The 17,133-nt window shown below is 27.5% G+C and carries 18 protein-coding genes; 14 read left to right on the top strand and 4 right to left on the bottom strand.

What is annotated here, in order from left to right; all coding sequences use genetic code 11:
- Nucleotides 1-63: 63 nt before the first annotated feature.
- Nucleotides 64-2,127 (top strand): methyl-accepting chemotaxis protein, encoded by a 2,064-nt coding sequence (locus tag CLTEP_RS03185; protein ID WP_161938344.1) that lies wholly within the window; start codon nucleotides 64-66, stop codon nucleotides 2,125-2,127.
- 197 nt (nucleotides 2,128-2,324) lie between these two features.
- Here the strand turns inward: CLTEP_RS03185 and CLTEP_RS03180 are convergent, their stop codons facing one another.
- Nucleotides 2,325-3,266: a CPBP family intramembrane glutamic endopeptidase gene (locus CLTEP_RS03180; RefSeq protein ID WP_066822519.1), complete on the bottom strand. Its 942-nt coding sequence runs from the start codon at nucleotides 3,264-3,266 to the stop codon at nucleotides 2,325-2,327.
- A 300-nt stretch (nucleotides 3,267-3,566) separates the two neighbouring features.
- Between CLTEP_RS03180 and CLTEP_RS03175 the strand changes: the two genes are divergently transcribed.
- From CLTEP_RS03175 to CLTEP_RS03145, 7 genes are all read left to right on the top strand, one after another.
- A complete protein-coding gene (locus tag CLTEP_RS03175; protein WP_066822510.1) occupies nucleotides 3,567-4,535 on the top strand; it encodes a DUF4097 family beta strand repeat-containing protein in 969 nt (322 codons plus the stop codon).
- A gap of 5 nt (nucleotides 4,536-4,540) precedes the next feature.
- A complete protein-coding gene (locus CLTEP_RS03170) occupies nucleotides 4,541-5,086 on the top strand; it encodes an RNA polymerase sigma factor (RefSeq protein WP_066822507.1) in 546 nt (181 codons plus the stop codon).
- Nucleotides 5,062-5,388 carry a hypothetical protein gene (locus CLTEP_RS03165; protein WP_066822504.1) on the top strand — a complete coding sequence of 109 codons (327 nt, stop codon included), beginning with the start codon at nucleotides 5,062-5,064 and terminating at the stop codon, nucleotides 5,386-5,388. Before CLTEP_RS03170 ends, CLTEP_RS03165 begins: the two co-directional genes overlap by 25 nt.
- A gap of 5 nt (nucleotides 5,389-5,393) precedes the next feature.
- Nucleotides 5,394-5,918: a hypothetical protein gene (locus CLTEP_RS03160; RefSeq protein ID WP_242863855.1), complete on the top strand. Its 525-nt coding sequence runs from the start codon at nucleotides 5,394-5,396 to the stop codon at nucleotides 5,916-5,918.
- A gap of 94 nt (nucleotides 5,919-6,012) precedes the next feature.
- Complete coding sequence (locus CLTEP_RS03155) at nucleotides 6,013-6,342, top strand: hypothetical protein (RefSeq protein ID WP_066822501.1); 330 nt, start codon at nucleotides 6,013-6,015, stop codon at nucleotides 6,340-6,342.
- A 15-nt stretch (nucleotides 6,343-6,357) separates the two neighbouring features.
- Complete coding sequence (locus CLTEP_RS03150) at nucleotides 6,358-6,591, top strand: thioredoxin family protein (protein ID WP_066822498.1); 234 nt, start codon at nucleotides 6,358-6,360, stop codon at nucleotides 6,589-6,591.
- A 101-nt stretch (nucleotides 6,592-6,692) separates the two neighbouring features.
- Nucleotides 6,693-8,120, top strand: a complete 1,428-nt coding sequence (locus CLTEP_RS03145) for a hypothetical protein (RefSeq protein ID WP_066822493.1) — start codon at nucleotides 6,693-6,695, stop codon at nucleotides 8,118-8,120.
- 218 nt (nucleotides 8,121-8,338) lie between these two features.
- Here CLTEP_RS03145 and CLTEP_RS03140 read toward each other — a convergent pair whose 3' ends face one another.
- Entirely contained in the window at nucleotides 8,339-8,893 is a 555-nt protein-coding gene (locus CLTEP_RS03140) for a GNAT family N-acetyltransferase (protein ID WP_066822490.1), read from the bottom strand.
- 351 nt (nucleotides 8,894-9,244) lie between these two features.
- On the opposite strand from CLTEP_RS03140, the gene CLTEP_RS03135 reads away from it, so the two are divergent.
- Nucleotides 9,245-9,733, top strand: coding sequence for a hypothetical protein (locus CLTEP_RS03135; RefSeq protein ID WP_066822487.1), 489 nt, complete (start codon nucleotides 9,245-9,247; stop codon nucleotides 9,731-9,733).
- A 37-nt stretch (nucleotides 9,734-9,770) separates the two neighbouring features.
- On the opposite strand, the gene CLTEP_RS03130 is transcribed toward CLTEP_RS03135, so the two are convergent.
- Nucleotides 9,771-10,871 carry an iron-containing alcohol dehydrogenase family protein gene (locus CLTEP_RS03130; RefSeq protein WP_066822483.1) on the bottom strand — a complete coding sequence of 367 codons (1,101 nt, stop codon included), beginning with the start codon at nucleotides 10,869-10,871 and terminating at the stop codon, nucleotides 9,771-9,773.
- Between the two features lie 340 nt (nucleotides 10,872-11,211).
- Nucleotides 11,212-12,078 (bottom strand): tetratricopeptide repeat protein, encoded by an 867-nt coding sequence (locus CLTEP_RS03125; protein WP_066822480.1) that lies wholly within the window; start codon nucleotides 12,076-12,078, stop codon nucleotides 11,212-11,214.
- A gap of 513 nt (nucleotides 12,079-12,591) precedes the next feature.
- On the opposite strand from CLTEP_RS03125, the gene CLTEP_RS03120 reads away from it, so the two are divergent.
- The 5 genes from CLTEP_RS03120 (at nucleotide 12,592) to CLTEP_RS03100 (ending at nucleotide 17,126) form a co-directional block, all read left to right on the top strand.
- A complete protein-coding gene (locus tag CLTEP_RS03120) occupies nucleotides 12,592-12,795 on the top strand; it encodes a hypothetical protein (RefSeq protein WP_066822477.1) in 204 nt (67 codons plus the stop codon).
- 139 nt (nucleotides 12,796-12,934) lie between these two features.
- Entirely contained in the window at nucleotides 12,935-13,162 is a 228-nt protein-coding gene (locus tag CLTEP_RS03115) for a hypothetical protein (RefSeq protein WP_066822474.1), read from the top strand.
- 130 nt (nucleotides 13,163-13,292) lie between these two features.
- Complete coding sequence (locus tag CLTEP_RS03110) at nucleotides 13,293-15,524, top strand: ABC transporter permease (protein WP_066822470.1); 2,232 nt, start codon at nucleotides 13,293-13,295, stop codon at nucleotides 15,522-15,524.
- Nucleotides 15,525-15,535: 11 nt separating this feature from the next.
- Nucleotides 15,536-16,234 (top strand): ABC transporter ATP-binding protein, encoded by a 699-nt coding sequence (locus CLTEP_RS03105; RefSeq protein WP_066822467.1) that lies wholly within the window; start codon nucleotides 15,536-15,538, stop codon nucleotides 16,232-16,234.
- Nucleotides 16,235-16,349: 115 nt separating this feature from the next.
- Entirely contained in the window at nucleotides 16,350-17,126 is a 777-nt protein-coding gene (locus CLTEP_RS03100) for a hypothetical protein (protein ID WP_066822460.1), read from the top strand.
- Nucleotides 17,127-17,133: the final 7 nt, after the last annotated feature.

Here is a 17,133-nt window from a genome sequence, read left to right as displayed (position 1 = left end):
TTTCAATGTATAATTAAGTATATAAGTATGATTAAATTTGTTTACAGAAGGGGAGAAATTGATATGAAAAAGTTTAAGAAACCAAATTTTAAGATGAGAAGGAGGGGGACAAATTTAAAATTAAATCTAAGATTATATAACAGAATTTCTTTTAAGATAATGTTAGAATTATTTGCACTATTGTTTGTTGTTTGTACCGTGTTTGGTGTTATTTCCTATAAGGGAGCATCTAGTGCATTAAATAATAATATTAGAAATTCTCTTCAGGCAAGAACCAGAGATGCAGCAGAACATTTATCATCCCAATTAGAAGGGAAAATTGTCATATTAAAAGATATAGCGAATTGGTATGAGATTAAGACTATGGATTGGGTAAAACAAAAAGGTAAGCTTGTTGGGGAAAATCAAAGATTAGGATTTGTTAGATTTCAGATAATATCATTAAATGGGAATATGCATACAACTGATTCTGATAAAGTGTTAAATGTTTCTAATAATGAAAACTTTCAAAAGGTATTGAAAGGTGAAACAGTGATTACAGATCCGTACATAAGTGAAATAGATGATTCTGCATTAGTAGATGTAATGGTTCCTATTAAATCAGTTTTTGGTGAAACAACAGGTGTTTTAGTTGGATGTTTGGATTTAAAGAAGGTAAATAGCATAGTTTCTAATATAAAGGTTGGTACGACAGGATATGCTTTTGTTGTTAATAGAGAGGGTACGTTTATAGCACACAAGAATATTGAAAAGGTTATAAAATGTGTAAATGTTTTAAAAGAGGCCGAGAAAGATACTAAAACAAAAGAGCTTTCAAATTTAGTAAAAAATATGGTTAAAGGTGAGTCTGGTTTTGGAGAATATTACTATAATAACTCAAGAAAGTTTATGGCATATGCGCCAGTAGCAAATACGGATTGGTCAATTGCACTTACGATTACTAAAAGTGAATTATTTAAAGATATCGATTCTTTGAGAAATAAGCAAATTATATTGATTTTTGCATTTATTGTTCTTGGTGTAGCATTAGGGTATTTTATTGCAAATGATGTTAAAAAACCTCTTTTGGTTATGGAAAAACATGCTGAAGAACTAGCAAAATGCAATTTATCATATAAGACAACATTAAAGAGAAAAGATGAATTTGGAAAAACAGCTGAAGCATTAAATAAGGCAGCGGATACATTGAAAAATGTAATTTTAGCTGTTAAGAATGAAAGCAAGTTTATATTGAAAGGTACCGATAAATCAGCAGAAATGTTTGAAAAAGCGAGTGAAAAGGTAGAATATATTGCGGCTTCTACTGAGGAGATTTCGGCAAGTATGCAAGAATCATCAGCAGGAGTAGAAGAGGTTACATCGATGGCATCTACAGTAAAGGAAGAGGCAGATCAAACTGCTGAAAGAGCTAAGGAAGGTCTTGTACTCGCATTAAACATAGAAAAGAAGTCAAATGATATAAGCAAGGATGCGGCTAAGGCTATGGAAAATGTTCAAGCAATATATAAAGATGCTAAGGAAAAATTAGAGAAATCAATAGAAGATGTAAAAATTGCAAATAATATTTCCGAAATGGCTGATAGTATATTTGCGATAGCAGAACAAACAAATCTTCTTGCTTTAAATGCTGCAATAGAAGCTGCAAGAGCGGGAGAACATGGAAGAGGATTTGCTGTTGTTGCAGATGAAGTTAGAAAGTTAGCAGAAGAATCATCAGCTGCTGTTGGTGAGATTCAAACGAATGTTAAAAAGGTGTTATCTGCTGTAGGTGAACTTTCGAGTTCATCAGAGTTTGTATTGAAGGTAATAGAAAAGGATATTTTAAATGATTATAGAAAACTTATGGATGTAAGTACACAGTATAAAGGTGATGGACAAACATTTAAAAACATAATTGATGATTTCGCGAAAGCATCTGAGAATATATCTATTTCTATGGAACAGATTGTTGCTAGCATGGAAGAGGTTGCTAATGCGATAACTGATGTAACAAATTCATCAGGTGAGATTGCTCAGAGTCTTGGAGAGGTTAGTGAGAACAATGATTCAATTATGGAACAGGTTAAAGAAAATGGACAAAGTGCAGAAAAATTATCTAAAGAGATATCAGAGTTTCATATTGAGTAGATAATATAATATTTAATTAATTTTACAAACCTCTCATTTTTAAAAGTGAGAGGTTGAATTTTTGCTTTAGCAAAACGAATTTACTTTGCGAAAAAATGTATAAAACATATTTGAATTGTAAACAATAATCAACGAGGTTGTATGGTTGGCATACGAAGGGTAGATATTAAAATAAGTAGAGCAGATAGTTGCTCTACTTATTTTAGTCTATTCATGATTTGCATAAATATTGAAAAAGCTAGAAAAATAGCAATAGAAATATAAAGTGGTAAATATGCTTTAAATGCTCTTGCTTTTGAATAACATTGTGAATCACTCATGTAATTATATTCATTTTCGTTTCTTGTAGAATAATCATGTTTTTCATGTATATTTTTCAAATACTTCAATAGTCTAATTATTGCAACAGTACACATTAATGCTATAATAAAATAAGTTACTATTATTGACAATGATTGCGAACTATTAGCAGACTTTTCTATTAATTTAGGATTAGTACTTTTTATGTAAAGAAAAGCAAGAGAGTTAAATCCATTGAATATAAAATGCACAATCATTGATGAAAATATTGAATTTGTATAGTAAACCAAGTAAGCAAGTATTATACCAAGAACAAACGTATATAAGAACTGTGGTGGATTCATATGAAATAACGCAAAAATCAACCCAGTTATTATGGCAGCTTTGTGTATGCTAACACTTCTATACCCTCCCAAAACGACACCTCTTACGGCTAACTCCTCAAATATTGCAGGTAGTAATGCTACTATTATAAAAAATGTAATACTAGATGATACTGATAGTTTATTCATTACATTTACAACATTGTTTTTGAAAAATAAGCTAGTTATCATACCTAAAAAAGATCCTATCGGTATGAATAAAAATCCCAATATAATACTTATTATTATTGCATATATACTTGGCTTATTAAGCCTTAAAGTTCTTTTTACAGGATACTTTGTTATAATAAAATATATTATTATTGGAATAAGTAAAATAAATATATCAGAGAATATTAAAAGTTGAGTTGTTGAAAAGTTATGTGTTTTTGAAATAAAACCTATAAATGTTGCAAGAATAATTTGAAGCAATATTATTATTAGCGAAAATAAATTTGAGCGAAATATGTTTTTCATTAGTAATCCTCCATACGAATATAATTGTTATAAACTAGTTTATTCTATATTGAATAATATATTCCTTTATTTTTATCGAAAAAATATTAATAGTTTGTGGGAAATCTCTTTGTAGTAACGTCAATATTTATGAAAGAAAATAACAAATCAAAGATGTAACGTATATTTTTGCCAGACAAGGAGACAGATTTTGCTTGTAGAAGAACTATCAACGAGTGCTTATGGCATAAAATATACTAGCATACTTACTAGTTATTTTTGAAAATGTCTAAATAAAAAAAGCATGAGGGGAGAGTAATTATGAGAAAGGTAGGAACATTAACAGCATCTGTTGGATTGATATTTTTAGGAGTATGGATGGTTGTTAATAAAAATAATCCAGAAATTGGTGCAATGGTATTTAAGTTTTGGCCAGCTATTTTTGTGGTGTTGGGCATAGAAGTATTAATTGCAGCAAACAAAAAAGATAATAAAGTAGTAAATAGGATTAATTATTGGGTAATACCAGTTATAATATTATTTTTAATTGTGAATGTGTTTATTTTTGCTAAAAACAAAATAACAAGCATAGCACATATAAGTTTTCCTGAAATCACTAATAGTATAGATATTAGCGACAGTTTTTCTTCAAATAAGTATGATGTGATTAATGCAACAAAATCATTAGAGAAGTATGGAGATAAGATAGATTTAAATCTTAAAAATGGAGACATTGAAATTAAAAAGTCTACAGATGATAAAATAAAAATTGATGCAAATGTATATGTAAAACAAAACTCAGGAATTGATGAATATGAAATTATAGAACAAAAAAAATCAGAAGGGTATTGTATTGATTTTAATCAGCATTATGTAAAAAAAGTAAAGGCTACAATATATATTCCTAATGGATATGATATAAAAGTTGATTCTACAAATATCAATTTTAAATTGGAAGATAGTGAACTTACTGCAAATGTATTTATAGATGGAACAAATGGTGATGTTAAGTTAGATGGAGATATTTCTAATGTTAAAATAGATATGACAAATGCTAATGTACAAATAAAGAATTCAACTTGTAAAGACGTTGATGTCGATTTAACTAATGGAGATGTCAGTATAAAAACAAATGATGATAATGTTAAAATCAATGTAGATACAACAGTTGGCATATGTTTTCTTAACGGTAGTAAGTATAAAAGTGTTAATAAGAAGATAGGTGATGGTGAAGGGAAAATACGTGTTGATATTACGAATGGAGTTGTAAATATCAAAACTCAGGAGTGATTTTTTTGGATGATGTACAAATTATCAGTAAGTTAAAACAGGGAGACGATGAATGTTTCATTGAAGTTGTAAATAACTTCAAGAAAAAGATTATCTCATTATGCTATTCTTACGTTAAAGATTATCAAGAGGCGGAAGATTTATCGCAGGAAGTATTTATTACTCTTTATAATAATATTCAGCGTTTTAGGGGAGAGTGTTCGCTTTCGACTTATATTTACAGGATAACTATATCTAGATGTTTGGATTATAAAAGAAAAACGAAATTTAAAAGTATTTTAACAAATCTAATGGAAATTAGGAAAGTAGCAGAAACTGTAGATATGGATGAGAAGAATTATATTAGGGAGTGTATAAGAAAGCTTCCTGATGATTTGAAAATTGTTATTGTGTTGTATTATTATATTGGTATGAGTCAGAAAGAGATAGCAGATATACTGAATATTACTACAAAAACTGTAGAAGGCAGAATATATAGAGCTAAAAAGAAACTAAAGAAAGAATTTATAGAGGAGGGGAATATAGCATGCAGCAAAAGTGGGATGATTTAGATAAACTAATTTTAGATTCAAAACAACATATTGAAACTTCAAAAGATTATAATGAAATATTGATGAATAAGATACGAAATAAAAAACGAAAAAAATCAGGCATATTTTGTTTTAATTCTGATTTTAGGAGAATTGCTGCAGCTAGTTGTATAATGGCAGGAATTTTTATGATGGTTATGTTTACAACAGATATTCAATATAACATAATAAAAACCCAGTATAAAATTAAAATGCAAATTATGGCTATGCAATATAAATATGGTTATACAATAGATGAAATATTGAATTGGTTAGGAGAGTGATAAAGTTGAAAAGAAGAAGTGAGTTTATTACATTTTTGACAGCATTGATTCCTGGGACTGGATATATGTATTTAGGACTTATGAGAAGGGGTATTGAAGCATTAGTGATATTTTTTGCGATTAAACCTTTGTTTAGCCTTTTAGGACTTGGATTTATAGGTAGCATCATTAAAGTACCATTTTGGTTTTATTGTTTCTTTGATACTTTTAATGTTGCACATAAGATGGATAGAGGAATTATTGTTGAAGATACAGGCTTTATAATAGATAGAATAGTTGAACGCAAAAAAAATAATATGCAGTGTGATTTTCAAAATGGGTATAACAATTATAATGATTATAATATTGATAAAAGGAAGTGGATAATATTAGGATGGTGCATAATAATACTAGGTATATTAGGCATAATAAATAAGACTTTAGCGGGAAGTATGTTTTTTATGGAATTGAAATCTTTTATAAGCAAGTATTTTATTCCAGCAGCTTTTGTTATAGGTGGTATAGCATTACTGAAAAAGAATAAATATTAGATAAATAAGTTGACAATATATGTAATGTATAGTAGTATATAAGCATATACCAGTACACGGTATATGCTTATATACTTATTATGAGGTGAATGCTATGAAAAAATTGTATAAATTGATGATTGTGGTTTTGTGTGTAACTGTACTGGGAACTGCATGCAGTAGTAAAAAAACAGTTAATACTAAAAAAGATACTGCAAATAATAGTAGTATTGAAAGCAAAAAAGAAAATGTAGATAATAGCAAGATTGAAGGTGAAAAAGAAAATTTGGATAACATCAAAGTTGGTGAAGAAAAAAATAAAGAAAATAGTAAGGGTAATAAAAAAGATGAAGAAAGTGAAAAAAATAAAAAACAATCAAGTAGCAATGATAAAGAAAAATCATTAAATAAGCCCAAATTGATATATTTTTCTACATCAACATGACCTGCATGTACACAGATGGAGTCTGTGATAAATGATGTTATTTCAGCATATGGAAGCAAAATAAATGTTATTACTGCAAAGCTAGATATTGATAATTCTGAGTATATTGAACTTGCAAATAAATATGATATTGTGGCAGTTCCAACATTGATATTTTTAGATTCTGATGGTAAGGTTTTCTTTAAAAAAGTAGGTTTTTATGATGAATCACATATAAAAGATGTTTTTAAAAAGATGGGAATTAAATAATATATCAATATACTTCGCATTTTTGACTTGTTTTATTTCATATGATTTATATCTCTGTATTAAGCAGGGATATTTTTTTATTTATAGGGGAAAATTTATTAATGATGGAATTGTTTTTAGAATTTGATCAATTATACAGATTCCATTTCTATAAGAGTAAGATTGAAGATTTTTGTATTAGCAAAACGAGTTTACTAGAGAGGATGAAAGATGTGAATAAAAATACTGGTAAATTTTTAAGTTTGATATTTTTTGTGTTCTTTTCTTTTATATTTTTTGTAGCATATAAGTATTATGATGTAAATAATAACGGAGTAGAAGCTTATAATAATGAGAAGTATATATGCACAAATAAATCGTTTGATTCAGAATCGAATGATTCAAATGAACATGAATCAGATGCTTTTAACATTCATCTAGAAAGTAAGGGTGTGAAAGAAGTAACACATTTTCCAGAGATAAAGTGTACAGCTGGAGATAGTGCACAAATTATTGATGATATAAAGAAAAATGGTTTTGAACAAAAGCATTACAAAATTATTTTTGCTGATATGAAGAAAATAATAATTAAAAATAATAGTTACATTTTAATGCTCAATAATTCTGATAGCAATATTTGTTCGGCTATTGATTTAAATAAACTCATGGAAGATAATTACACTATAAAAGAATTTTCAGTGAGTCCAAATGGAGAATATGTTGTTATTGAGACAGAAGATACGCAATCAAAGTATAAGGGTCAAATTTACTGTTGTGATTTGAAGAGGAATATAGCGATTAATATTTCAAAGTGTAATCACGACGATATTATTAATACATGGTCATATTCTGGTAATTACTATGTATATGGGGATAAAAGTGGTAAAAATATTATATTATATGATGTAATAAATAATAAGCTTGTTGAGGTGCCATTCGGGAAAGGAATGATTAAGGATATATTTATTTCAAATGATGGGAATATAATTGTTAATTCTAATAAAAAATATTTCATTAATAAGGAAGAAAAATACAATGTGACTGAAATAAATATTCCTGGTAAAATAATTAATTTTAGAGATGGAAATGTTACATTTTATGATAATGGAGTTATTTACACATATAATTCTGGTAAGACAGAGGAAGTGAATAAAATTGATGAAGATTATAATTTGGTAAAATACAATGGAGAGAAGGCTATATTTTCAAATTGTAACTCAATAATGGTTTATTCATTCAATACAAAAAATATTTATAGGTATAACTTAAAATATGAGGACATAGAATATATTTATTTTTCACCAAATTTGCAGAGATGTATTCTTATGAATGAAGAACATAGATTTAAGATTATAACTTCAGATGGAGGAATATATGATATTGATAATGATGATTTTTTGAATTACTTAGGAGAATATAGATGGCTTGATAACAATAATATAATAAAACTACAGCCAATAATTGATACGAGCAACAATAGAATTAAAAACATAGAAATAGTAAAATTGAATATAGAAACAGGAGAAAAAAAGAGTATTTATAAGTTTTAGCTTATAGTATGCCAGTTTGCTAGAGCGTTATGGGCTGCTAGTCGACCATAAATAAGTGTGCTAGTTGATCAGAGTGCTAGTAAAGATTTGTGACTTGGTTGCTTTACATTTATAATTAGCGAATGCTTTTTATATCATATTTACGATATGTAACTATTTCATCATTAACTGGTAACTGACCAACTAGTAACTGGCAATCTTTTTATGTTAACTGTTCTCTATTCTTTGATGTAAGTTCTTTGTTTAAAAAATTCCTCTCTTAGTATTCCCATAATGTATTCGTCATGATATTTACCTTCTCTAAACAATTCCTGTCTGAGAGTACCTTCTTTCACAAATCCACATTTCTCATAGCTGCGAATAGCTCTTTTATTAAAAGAATAAACATGTAATTTAACTTTGTGTATATTCATTTCGCAGAATATGAATTCAAGTAATAAATTCATAGCGTCAGTACCGAAACCTTTTCCCAAATAGTTTTTGTTTCCTATAAATATACCTACAGTTGCAATACTGTTTTTCCAATCTATATTATTAATACCACATCCACCGATGTATTTGCTATCTTTTATGCTTTCAATTGCAAAACTGAAGGTATTTTTATCAGATTTACTTTGAGAGTCAACCCAATTCTGTTCTTCCTCAAGAGTAAGTGGATAAGGAATTCCAGGTGTTAGAAATTTCCTCAACTCAAAGTCATTTATATATTGATGTGCAAGTTTGGCATCTTCCTTTCTGTAGTCCCTTAGTATTACTTTTTTACCTATTAACATTATTATATTTACCCCCTCTAAATTAATATACAAAAAAGCCCAAAGAACAAGTCATTAAAATAATGAGACTCGTCCTTCGGGCTTTTATCCCAAAAGTGTAGCCAACATTTAGATGGCTCTGTATCGCTTGGACCAGACATTACTAAGGTAACCGGAACCCTAGATACACTCTCTTTGAAATATCTGTTTTGCATGATTATACACAATAAGGTTTATGTTGTCAATAATAAATGCAAAGATTTTTAATGTTTTTTTCAATAGTTACTTCAGCTAATATTTATTTTTATTATGGTTATACTAAATTAGAAAATCAAATTTACAACAAAAGAAATAGCAAAGGAGTGTATACATATGTACAAAAGAATTTCAGCTTTATTATCTGTATTATTTATTACAACCTTTTTAGGATGTGCGTTTTATAGCCAAAAATCTATTCCTCAAAAATCTATACAAGTGATGGCAAGAATAGCGGATGAGGATGATGATAAGAAAGGTAATGATGCGGAAACAATTGGGGATGAAGACAAAAGCAATCAAGAAAATGAAGAGAAGCGAGTTAAGGATGATATTGAGAAAAACACGGAAAAAACTACCAGTACCAATGAAGAAAAGTTGAATGATGACAAAGAAGAATTAAATACAGATAATAACAAAGAAGAATTTAAAACTGATATTGAAGAAGAAAAAAGAACAATTGAATCCAAAGATGATGAAGAAAATAAGCATATGAAAGAAAATGAAACTGGAAAGAAAGATAAAAACGAAAAGAAAAACAATAAAGAGAGCAAAAATAAGCACAAAGATGAAGACAAAAATGAAAAAAATCTTAAAAATAATTGATATTAAATAAAATAGCTCGCCAGTGTTGGCGAGTTTTTTATTTAAAAAGACTACTCTTATAGATCTTAAATATATCCTCTTCAGTTACTTTATCTGGATGATTTTTCAATTTAGCAGTATTCTCAATCATAGCTTTAGAATATTTTTTTAGTTCTTCTTCTGTAATTGATGTATCGTTATGAAGAATTTTATCTAAAAAGTCACCGAATTCCTCTATTGATTTTAGACCTAAACAATGTAAAATGGTATCTACTTTTGAGCTTTTATTGCAAATTTCGAGATAAGCTTTTAAGAGAAGTCCATTTGCTTTTCCATGTTTTATTCCGTGAAAATATGTTAATGGATAACCCATTCCATGAGGAAGAGATGTACCAGCTTGAGATATAACCATTCCTCCTAAAGTGGATGCTAATAATAATTTTTCGCGTATCTCAAATGAAAAATCTTTGTTATTAAGTGAAGCCATACATTCTGAAAATAGCTTTAATCCTTTTTCGGCACATGCATCACAAATAAGGTTTGATTTTGCAGACAAAAAACCTTCAATTAAATGAGATAATGCATCAACAGCAGTATTGATAGTGATTTCATCGGGTGTACCCATAAGATAAGTAGCATCTAAAAATGCTATTTTAGGGAAAATCTTTTGAGCAAAATTCCTTTTTGTTTTCGCCTTATTATCAGTTAATATTGCATATGGTGTTACTTCAGTGCCTGTACCTGCTGTGGTAGGTATTGCAATTATAGGGAGTGATTCTAATTCTGGAGAATTAAATAAGTTGTTTACAGAACAGCCTTTGTTTTTTAGAAGTACACCTATAGCTTTTGATGCATCTATAGGAGAACCACCACCTATTCCAATGATAAAATCTATATTTTCATTTTGGGCGATACTAACGGCTGATTCAATCGTTTCTAATGATGGATTTTCTTCTACACTATCGAAAATGATGTATTCTATGTTGCTATTTTTTAAAACGTAAATGATATCATTTAAAGAACCGTTTTTCCTAGAAGAATTTTTTCCTGTGATAATAAATGCCTTTTTGCCAAGTGTTTTGAATAAATTAGCTTTTTTCCTAATTATATTTTGACCTATGAAAACCTTTGTAGGCATAAAATAATTAAATTCTTGCATATACATCTCCCCTTGCTGTGATTATTCGAAATTAGGCATTTGAAAGAAAATAGATTAGCATACTGATTAGTTATTTTTTTAAAATGCCTATTACTTGAAATACAAAATTTTCATATACATAATATATATCTATAAATGAGCAAATCCCAATTCATTAAATGTAAAATAACATTTTAGTGCGATTCTCTAGCATCACCTAGTACAGGAAAACATTAAAATTCAATATTACAAATTGAGTCGTAAAGTCATTTGTAAATTATTGTAATGATTTTTGCTCATTTAAAGTATATATATAACATACGTCAAAAATATATATCATGTCAACAAGAGAGAAGTTCACTTATTTCTTTTTATCTAAATCAAAACTTTTTACAATTTTCTGTAATCTCTCATTTTCAGGAAATAATTTGTAAACAGAATATAAATATTCAAGTGCATAATCGACATCTTTCCAATTAGCATATATGTACGCTTTTTGGAAAGATAAGTCTACATTATTTGGGTACTTTTTTATTAGTTCATTATTTATTTCTAATGCTTTATTATAATTGTTTTTATCAACATAGCAAGTTACTAGGTCACTTTTTAATGTTATTTCATATCCATCTTGAAAATGCTCAATATGTTTTAATAACCAATTAATTTTTTCGATGGCATCATCATATCTACCAAGTAATATATAGGCTGTATTACCATAATCAGATGCTACTTGCAGGCAAATATAGTAATAATCAGGTATTTTACCTTGGTTTAAAATATATTTGTTTGCAAGGGACAAATAGTTTTCATAACTAATTATTTCTTTTTCATATTCTTTTACATAGTTGTATGAATATATTTCACCGTAATATGTTCTTTCACACAAATACAACTTTAAGTCAGTATCATTTAAAAACAGATTTAAGTCAATGTCTTCAATATCTGATGTATCTATAGTGTCTTGTTTTAATCTTTTTTCACCAATTTCAAAATAAATTAATGATTCTTTATACTTATTTAGGTGCTGTTTTGTTTCACCAATATTTAAACAATCAATTGCAGATAACATTCTTTTTATAAAAATTTTATTGTAGTATGTATTAGCTTGACCAAAATTTGCTTCTTTAAAATACTTATTTCCCATATAAATACAATGTTTATTATATTTATATATTCCAATGCTAATTGTCAGTATTGCTATAAATGCTATTAAAAGTTTTTTATTCATGTTTCCCTCCTAGAAAAATAGCAGACTATTCTTAAATATTATTAAGAATAGTTGCTATTATGAATTTACATAAGACTTGATTTTAACTTATTTATACCTGTTTTATTTACAGCTTACTATTTAAATTATTGATTTCGGACTTTGATAAGCTTATCTAACGAAGATTATACCATATAATGCAAGAAAAAATTGTCAAATATAGTCCATTCAAAAATAAAAAAAAAGACATTATTTTGCATAATATCATTGTTTTTTCTCAAATATAATAGGAATTGAAATGCAATAGGTAATATAAAGCAATATTCTATATGGTAAGTTAATAATATTTAATTAAAAAAGAAATTTAGAAATACTTTTTGAGAGAAAATACTTTACATTAAAAATGATAGAAAAATTGTAATGGTGGGTAAGAAATAGCAAGTAGTAAATTCGTTTTGATTAAAGTTATTGAGTAACGTTGAAACATTATATTGAATATAATGAACTAGATTAATGTTAGTCAGGAGTATTAGTATGAAGTTACATTTAAAGCTCAAAGATGGTAGGGAGTATTTTTTTAATGAAAAGCAGACAGATATTATAGCTAAAAATTTAAATTATGTTAGAATAATTCAACTTATATTGGGAGATAAAGATATATTATCAGATACAACAATTGACATTATGAATGAAAAAATAAGTTTTGGTAATATAAAGTCTTTAGAGCTTATTTTTTAGGGTCACTTTATATACAAACTTAATATAATATAATATATTATAAAATACAGTAGTGAAATTAAAGCGAGAAATAAAAATGGACTACATACAGATATAATAAGTAAATTATTATATCTGTGAGAAAAAGGAGGTAATAGTGGTGAATTGTAACAATAATTATTACAACGATAATTGTGGTTGTGGATGTTGTGTAAAAGTGTTATATGAATGTGGATGCCACTGTGTAAATGTAAGCGGTAGATTAGTTTGTGATGATGGAGAATCTATTAAGGTATGTGATAGTTGCAATAGATTAACAGTTATACCAAAATGCAAGGTTTGTTCTATGACGTTTTTCCCATCATGTTCATGTTCATGCAGAGGATAATGTTATAAACTTTTAAATATTATAGGGGCTGCCTAATTAAGGTGGCCTCTATTTTTGTGAATTATTCGACTTGATAAGAAATCAGGGATATAATTATTAATATAGAAACAAAAGAAAGGATTGAGGTATAATGGTTATTGATAGAAAAGTGAAAAGGGTTATGTTCAAAAATAAGTCTCAATATCTGGGTTCTATTATGCTTATAATTATAAGTTGCATGCTATTCAGTGTGTTTAACATACCTGGGAATAATATCATAAATAATCTTAGTGAGTTTAGAAAAAATTATATTTTGGAAGATGCTAGCTTTGTGACACAAAATCCTATAAGTAACATTTCTGAAATTGAAAATAATTACAATGCTATATTGGAGGAAAGAAAATTATTTGACTATAAAATAGATGGCAATACTGAATTAAGAGTTCTAAAGAAAACAGATAAGATTGACAAATATGTAGTGGTAAAGGGAAAAGGGCTTAAAAATAAAAATGAAATTTTACTCGAACCTAATTTTGCAAAAGCCAATAAGCTGAGTATTGATAGTACTATTGAAATAGAAGGAGAAAAATTAAAAGTAGTAGGTTATGCTGTTGTGCCAGATTATGTTTTCCCAGTTAAATCAGAAGGTGATATGTTTAAGAATCCTAAAGCATTTGGTTTTGGAATAGTTTCAGATGATACATTTAATCAATTTAATAAATATTCTTCATACTACAGTATTAAATTTTTAGAAGATAATAAGAAAAGTATGCTAGATTACTTAAATAAAAATAATTTTGTTATTAAATGGATTGACAAAAAGGATAATATGAGAATAAGTTTTGTTGATAATGATCTTAAAGGATTAGATCCAATGGGAAAATATCTACCAGGTGCGATAATATTATTAACTTGCATTTTGATATCGGTTGTAATTAGCAGACTTATAAAAAAAGAATACATTCAAATAGGAACACTTTATGCACTTGGATATAGGAAAGAGGAAATATTAAGACATTATTTGAGATATTCATTTATTATATCTATAGTTGGGAGTTTAATAGGTACTGTATTGGGAATGCTTTTTTGTAAACCATTTTTGGAATTTACAACAAGTTTTTATGATATACCTCTTTTAAGTGTTAAATATTATTTTGGATATTTAGTAATTAGCTTGATACTTCCATTTGTTTTTTTAATTCCTACAACATATCTAGTTGTTAATAGGGCATTGAAATTATCTCCATTAAAACTTATGAAGGGCGGAGTTAACAAAAGTAAAGTAAATATATTGGAGAAAAAAATTAAATTAAACAAATATAGTTTTGTTACAAAATTTAGGATAAGAGAAGTAGTTAGGAATATACCTAGAAGTGTTTTTATGATATTAGGAGTTACCTTTGCATCTATGCTTTTATTAATTGGTTTTGCAACGAAAGATTCAATGGATTATGCTCTTAATAAAAGCTATATTGAAACATATAATTATCAATATGATTATAGATTTAACGGATTTCAATTTAAAGAATTAAATAAAACTGACAAAATATCCTTTTCACCTTGTACCGTAACTTCACCTAAAAGCGATGATAATGTTTTTATAATATATGGTGTTCAGAAGAATGCAAAATATCTAAAACTTAGAGATAATAATAAAAATCTTCTAAATCTTGATAATGTAATAATTACAAGACCATTAGCAGATAAATTAAACATAAATATAGGAGATTCGATTGAGGTCAAAAATAAATTAAATTCAAAGAAATTCAAAATTAAAATTGATAACATTGCTGAAACTTATATTGGTGAATTTGTTTTTATGCCACTAATTAAATTTAATTCACTTAATGGTTATCCTAAAGGAAGTTATATTGAAGTGTACTCAAAAGACAAGATTGACTTAAAGGATAATGAATCAGTAAATGTTAGTACCAGAAATGAAATTTTAGATGGATATCAATCATTAATGAAACCATTTAAATCAATGATTGGGGTGATATCGTTAGTTTCATTTATTATAGGGTTGATTGTAATTTATATTGTAACATCTTTAATTATTGAGGAAAACAAACAAAACATATCTATGCTTAAAGTATTAGGATACAAAGATAAGCAAATTTACAGTTTAATATTAAAAAGCAACACTGTATTGGTGATTTTAGGATATATAATTTCAATTCCGTTACTTTATGTACTATTGGGTAAATTTTTTGAAATAATGACTAAAGAAATGAATTATACTATTCCAACAAAATTAAATAATATTAATATTTTTTTAGGAAGTGTATTTATATTAGTAGCGTATGAAGTATCAATAATAGCAAACAGAAGAAAAGTAATAGGAATATCAATGAGTGAAAGCCTCAAAAACAGAAATGAATAGGGGGAAAATTTATGAAAATCAAAGTGGAAAATGTAAGTAAAAAATATAATATGGCAGGACGTGATTTTTGGGCACTAAAAAATGTAAGTTTAGATATAGATAAAGGGGAAATAGTTACGATTTTAGGTCCGTCAGGTTCAGGTAAATCTACACTTCTGAATGCTATTGGAGGTATAGATAAAGTTGATGAAGGAAAAATCATTATTGGAGATTTGGAAATATCATCACTTAAAGACGATAAACTTACTAAGTATAGAAGAGATAAGGTTGGATTTGTTTTTCAATTCTATAATCTTATTCCTAATTTAACAGTGTGGGAAAATGTAGAAGTTGCTACTAATATTAGTGAAAATCCTTTGGATATCGGGAAGGTTTTAGAATCGGTTGGTATGTATGACAATAAGGACAAATTTCCTTCTGAATTAAGTGGAGGAGAACAACAGAGGGTATCTATTGCTAGAGCTGTTGCCAAAAATCCTGATATACTTTTATGTGATGAACCAACTGGAGCGTTGGATTATGTTACATCAAAGGAATTGTTAAAACTTATAGAAAAAATCAACAGTGAATACGATGCAACTATTATTATAGTTACTCATAATATTGCAATTAGTAAAATGTCTGATAAAATAATTAAACTTAGAAGTGGAGAGATAACTTCTATTTGCAAAAATATTGATAAAATTTCTGCAGAAGAAGTTGAATGGTAGTACTTATAAAACTTTTCACATAATTTCACACAATTTCATTATAATTATTCCAAAATTATTTATTATACTTAAGTTACAAATAAGAGGGAATAAGAAATGAAAAGGAGAGATGAATATGTTAGATTTGAAGAAAGTAGTAATACCATCAGTTTTAGCAGCAACTTTGATGTTGCCAAATGTAGTATTAGCAGATGAACCAAGTACAGGAGCTGTTACAAGCAACAAACAGACAAAAATTATGCAGAAATGGGATGCAAAACAAGAACATAAAATTAATAATATTACTGAAAGATGGCAGGTAAATAAACAAAAGTGGGAAAATAAAGTACAAGATAGAAGACAGCATTTTATTGAGAAAAGAGCTAAGAGAACAGAAAAGTTGAAAACTAGATATGAAAGTATGAGCGAAGTTATTTCAAAAGGTGAAAAATATGTACCAGGTATTTCTGATAAATGGAATGCAATTTATAATGAAAGAATGGATTTAAGGGCTAAAATGGATGATATATTAAAGGGAAGATGGACTAAACTAGATGAGCTAAGAGCTGAGAATTTTCAAAAACGTTTAGAGCAAAGAAAGGAAATTATTGAAAAAGTAAAAAATGGAGAAATGACAAAAGAAGAGGCTAAAGCGTTAATGAAAGAAAAGAGAAAAGAAATTAAAGATAACATAAGTGAAAGGAAACAAGGATTAAAACAAGAACGTGAAAATTACAGGGAATCAGCTAAAGCAATAAGAGAACAAATGAGAAAAGAATGGAAGAGTTTTAAAGAAGCAATAAAAAAAGAAGATGCAGATGCAATCAAGACTTCGATAAATGCTTTTTACGAAAATGCACATAAATTGAATGATATGTTTAAAACTAGAATAGAAAATTTGCAAAACTTTTAAATAAAAC

Origin of the sequence: Clostridium tepidiprofundi DSM 19306 (assembly GCF_001594005.1) — a bacterium.
Classification (GTDB): domain Bacteria; phylum Bacillota; class Clostridia; order Clostridiales; family Clostridiaceae; genus Clostridium_AC; species Clostridium_AC tepidiprofundi.
The sequence above is the reverse complement of the archived record's forward strand: the minus strand, read 5'-3'. Positions and strand labels throughout refer to the sequence as shown.

Bases quoted from the DNA above. Each gene is read 5' to 3' on its own strand.
- CLTEP_RS03185 (WP_161938344.1), top strand. From the start codon at position 64: ATGAAAAAGTTTAAGAAACCAAATTTTAAGATGAGAAGGAGGGGGACA.
- CLTEP_RS03180 (WP_066822519.1), bottom strand. From the start codon at position 3,266: ATGAAAAACATATTTCGCTCAAATTTATTTTCGCTAATAATAATATTG.
- CLTEP_RS03175 (WP_066822510.1), top strand. From the start codon at position 3,567: ATGAGAAAGGTAGGAACATTAACAGCATCTGTTGGATTGATATTTTTA.
- CLTEP_RS03165 (WP_066822504.1), top strand. From the start codon at position 5,062: ATGCAGCAAAAGTGGGATGATTTAGATAAACTAATTTTAGATTCAAAA.
- CLTEP_RS03155 (WP_066822501.1), top strand. From the start codon at position 6,013: ATGAAAAAATTGTATAAATTGATGATTGTGGTTTTGTGTGTAACTGTA.
- CLTEP_RS03150 (WP_066822498.1), top strand. From the start codon at position 6,358: ATGGAGTCTGTGATAAATGATGTTATTTCAGCATATGGAAGCAAAATA.
- CLTEP_RS03145 (WP_066822493.1), top strand. From the start codon at position 6,693: ATGATGGAATTGTTTTTAGAATTTGATCAATTATACAGATTCCATTTC.
- CLTEP_RS03140 (WP_066822490.1), bottom strand. From the start codon at position 8,893: ATGTTAATAGGTAAAAAAGTAATACTAAGGGACTACAGAAAGGAAGAT.
- CLTEP_RS03135 (WP_066822487.1), top strand. From the start codon at position 9,245: ATGTACAAAAGAATTTCAGCTTTATTATCTGTATTATTTATTACAACC.
- CLTEP_RS03130 (WP_066822483.1), bottom strand. From the start codon at position 10,871: ATGCAAGAATTTAATTATTTTATGCCTACAAAGGTTTTCATAGGTCAA.
- CLTEP_RS03125 (WP_066822480.1), bottom strand. From the start codon at position 12,078: ATGAATAAAAAACTTTTAATAGCATTTATAGCAATACTGACAATTAGC.
- CLTEP_RS03120 (WP_066822477.1), top strand. From the start codon at position 12,592: ATGAAGTTACATTTAAAGCTCAAAGATGGTAGGGAGTATTTTTTTAAT.
- CLTEP_RS03110 (WP_066822470.1), top strand. From the start codon at position 13,293: ATGGTTATTGATAGAAAAGTGAAAAGGGTTATGTTCAAAAATAAGTCT.
- CLTEP_RS03105 (WP_066822467.1), top strand. From the start codon at position 15,536: ATGAAAATCAAAGTGGAAAATGTAAGTAAAAAATATAATATGGCAGGA.
- CLTEP_RS03100 (WP_066822460.1), top strand. From the start codon at position 16,350: ATGTTAGATTTGAAGAAAGTAGTAATACCATCAGTTTTAGCAGCAACT.